We start from the raw sequence: 3,296 nt of genomic DNA, 5'->3' as shown, positions 1-3,296 counted from the left end.
GCACGCTGTTGAGTTCTCAAGGAACGGACGCTTCCTTTGTACTCACCCTCTCGGGCTTTCCTCCGGGCTTTTCCCTTCGGTCTTTCGTGTTTCCAACCTTACCAGATCCTTTTCCGCTCCGTTTCCGGTTCGGATTCTGTTTCCGGTGGCCCGTTGGCTGCCTTGCCTTTCGGCGTGGTCACTACTTTAGCCGAATTCCCCGGCGACTCATAATCGAGCCATTCGAATCGGATTTCGGCATGCCGAAATCCGCACCCGTTGGGGTTCGTCGTAGGTAGTGGATGGCCGCTCCGGGGTGCTTGAAGAAGCATGTCCCGTTTCAAGCGGCTCGCCTACGTTAGGCGTCCGCAGCACCCGAGTCAAGTCGGGTCAAGAGGTCCTCTTGCGGGGCACATGGGCGCGGTACGGGCTGACCGTCGGGTCGGCGTCGATCCAGTAGCGCCAGGGGTGCGGTGCTCCGTCGCCGCCCACGCCCGTGCGGGGGCCGCTGCGTACCTGGTCGGCAGGGGGTGGGGTGCCCGTAAGGAGGGACAGAGGGGAGTCCGGGCCGGCGCAGGTGTCGATGCCGTTCAGGGCGAGGGCCACGTCGAGGGCTGTGGCCAGGCGGGCCGGGCCTTTGGCCAGTTCCGTGTCGTAGCGGGCCGAGAGTCGACGGGTCCGTGCCTGTGCCGCGCCCACGAGGATCTCCCCCGCGCGCAGCAGGACGCCGCTCGCGTGGCCCTCGGGGCCGCACACCAGATTGAGGCAGTGCCACATTCCGTAGGTGAAGTAGACGTACGCGTGTCCGGGCGGGCCGAACATGACGGCGTTGCGTGCGGTGCGGCCACGGAAAGCGTGGGAGCCGGGGTCGATGGCGCCGGCGTACGCCTCCACCTCGGTGAGGCGGAGTTCGATGCGGCCGGCGTTCGAGTTCCGTACGAGGGTGCGGCCGAGCAGATCGGGGGCGACCTCCAGGACGGGGCGGTCGAAGAAGGCCCGCGGGAGCGGCGTACGGTCGGGGCTCTCGCTCATGGCGTCCGAGCGTACTGGGGCCTCCTGGGGAAGCGGTGGGGAACCGGCTACGGTCGTCGCGCGTATGTAGAGGTCAAGGCCAAGCAGGACAAGAGGGAGTGTTCATGGGGTTCAAGAAGCTGCTCGCGAGCCTGGGTGCCGGCGGCGCGTCCGTCGAGACGGTGCTCACCGAGGAGAACGTCGTCCCGGGTGGCGTCGTGCAGGGTGAGGTGCGGATCCAGGGCGGTTCGGTCGATCAGCAGATCGAGGGACTGTCCGTGGGCCTGCAGGCCCGGGTCGAGGTCGAGGGTGCGGACCAGGAGACCAAGCAGGACATCGAGTTCGTCAAGGTCCGGCTCGGCGGCGCCTTCACGGTGCAGGCCGGTGCGGTGCACGTGGTGCCGTTCGGTCTCGAGATTCCCTGGGAGACGCCGGTCACCACGATCGCGGGGCAGCAGCTGCGCGGGATGAACATCGGTGTGACCACCGAGCTGGAGATCGCCCGCGCGGTGGACTCCGGCGACCTGGACCCGATCAACGTCCACCCGCTGCCGGCGCAGCAGGCGATCCTGGACGCCTTCCTCCAGCTGGGCTTCCGTTTCAAGAACGCGGACATGGAGCGTGGGCACATCCGCGGGACCCGGCAGAAGCTGCCGTTCTACCAGGAGATCGAGTTCTTCCCGCCGCAGCAGTACCGCGGTCTGAACCAGGTCGAGGTCAGCTTCGTCGCGGACGACCGTGAGATGGACGTCGTCCTGGAGATGGACAAGAAGCCGGGGCTGTTCAGCGAGGGCAGCGACTCGTTCCGCGCGTTCAAGGTGGGTCTGCAGGACTTCCACACGACCGACTGGGCTGCTTACCTCAACCAGTGGCTCGCCGACGTCGGTGGCAAGCGCAACTGGCTCTAGGCTCGGCCCCGTACTGCAGGTCAGCGATACGGAGGTTCAGACGTGGCCGAGGGGAAGAGGGCGCCGCTCCCTCACGACTTCCATCCGCCGGTGCCGGCGTTCACCGTGGTGAGTGACGACATCGTGCCGGGCGGTGTGCTGAAGGACGCTCAGGTGTACGCGGAGGGCAACACCTCGCCGCAGCTGAGCTGGGAGGGGTTCCCGGCGGAGACGAAGAGCTTCGCCGTCACCTGCTTCGATCCGGACGCGCCGACGGGCAGCGGTTTCTGGCACTGGGTGCTGTTCGACATCCCGGCGTCGGTCACCGAGCTGCCGGCGGGTGCGGGCTCGGGATGGTTCGAGGGTCTGCCTGCCGGTGCCGTGCACGCCCGGAACGACTACGGGATGAAGGACTTCGGCGGGGCCGCTCCCCCGGACGGTGAGAACCACCGGTACGTCTTCACCGTGTACGCGGTGGACAAGGAGACGCTCGGTCCGGACGCGGACGCGTCCCCGGCGGCCGTGGGCTTCAACCTGCGGTTCCACACGCTGGCCCGCGCCCAGCTGCTCGCCGAGTACACCGGTCCCACCCACAGCTGAGCGTTCGTTTGTTGTTTGCCCGCTTCTGGTCTTGGAGAGATCAGAAGCGGGCATCTTTCGTTGCGCACGATATTGCGTTGTCCAACCCGGCGCGCCCGGCCAGAGTTGATCCCAGCCCGGAGCCCTGCCATGGGGCTGGGCCGGCACACGGGAGGTGGGCACAATGCGGGACACGCTGGTTCTGAACGCGAGCTTCGAGCCGCTTTCGACGGTCACACTCAACCGTGCGGTGGTGCTTGTCCTGCAGGACAAGGCCGTCGTGGAGCAGGAGCATCCCGATCTTCGCATGCGTGCCGCCGCCGTCGACATACCGGTTCCTCGGGTGATCAGGCTCTGCCGCTACGTACGGGTGCCGTTCCGAAGACAGGCTCCGTGGTCGAGGCGGGGTGTGCTGGTCCGGGACCAGCATCGGTGCGCGTACTGCGGGAGGCGCGCGACGACCGTGGACCATGTGGTGCCGCGGGCACAGGGTGGTGGGGACAGCTGGCTGAACACGGTGGCGTCCTGCGCCGAGGACAATCACCGCAAAGCGGACCGGACTCCGGAGCAGGCGGGGATGCCGCTGCTGCACGAGCCGTTCGTGCCGACGCCTGCGGACGCGATGCTGCTGGCGATGCGGGCCGGTGAGAGGTCCGAGCTGCCGGAGTGGCTGGCCAATTCGGCGGCGTGATCCGGTGGATCCGGATGTGCCTAGGGGTGGACGACGAGGGCCCGCTTCCCTTCCGAGGGGAGCTCCCCCCCCCCCGGCAGCCGGGCCCGCCCGCGGATAATCCACCACCGGCGCCCGGACGACTTATGACCCCCCCCCCCCCGGCGGGC

4 protein-coding genes are annotated in these 3,296 nt (G+C 67.9%); 3 read left to right on the top strand and 1 reads right to left on the bottom strand.

Translation table 11 applies throughout. From position 1 onward, the window contains the following. Positions 1-369: 369 nt before the first annotated feature. A complete protein-coding gene (locus ACFVZW_RS35130; RefSeq protein WP_384530314.1) occupies positions 370-1,011 on the bottom strand; it encodes a DNA-3-methyladenine glycosylase in 642 nt (213 codons plus the stop codon). Positions 1,012-1,115: 104 nt separating this feature from the next. On the opposite strand from ACFVZW_RS35130, the gene ACFVZW_RS35125 reads away from it, so the two are divergent. The 3 genes from ACFVZW_RS35125 (at position 1,116) to ACFVZW_RS35115 (ending at position 3,147) form a co-directional block, all read left to right on the top strand. Continuing rightward, positions 1,116-1,898: a sporulation protein gene (locus tag ACFVZW_RS35125; RefSeq protein ID WP_384530312.1), complete on the top strand. Its 783-nt coding sequence runs from the start codon at positions 1,116-1,118 to the stop codon at positions 1,896-1,898. A gap of 42 nt (positions 1,899-1,940) precedes the next feature. After that, positions 1,941-2,477 carry a YbhB/YbcL family Raf kinase inhibitor-like protein gene (locus ACFVZW_RS35120; protein WP_384530309.1) on the top strand — a complete coding sequence of 179 codons (537 nt, stop codon included), beginning with the start codon at positions 1,941-1,943 and terminating at the stop codon, positions 2,475-2,477. 163 nt (positions 2,478-2,640) lie between these two features. Then, on the top strand, positions 2,641-3,147 hold the full coding sequence (locus ACFVZW_RS35115) for an HNH endonuclease (RefSeq protein ID WP_137990209.1): 507 nt from the start codon (positions 2,641-2,643) through the stop codon (positions 3,145-3,147). Positions 3,148-3,296 lie beyond the last annotated feature (149 nt).

The sequence above is a fragment of the Streptomyces sp. NPDC059567 genome, assembly GCF_042735655.1.
Classification (GTDB): Bacteria; Actinomycetota; Actinomycetes; order Streptomycetales; family Streptomycetaceae; genus Streptomyces.
This window is presented reverse-complemented; position numbering and strand designations above follow the sequence as displayed.

Excerpts from the sequence above, each read along its gene's own strand:
- ACFVZW_RS35130 (WP_384530314.1), bottom strand. The coding sequence starts at position 1,011 with ATGAGCGAGAGCCCCGACCGTACGCCGCTCCCGCGGGCCTTCTTCGAC.
- ACFVZW_RS35125 (WP_384530312.1), top strand. The coding sequence starts at position 1,116 with ATGGGGTTCAAGAAGCTGCTCGCGAGCCTGGGTGCCGGCGGCGCGTCC.
- ACFVZW_RS35115 (WP_137990209.1), top strand. The coding sequence starts at position 2,641 with ATGCGGGACACGCTGGTTCTGAACGCGAGCTTCGAGCCGCTTTCGACG.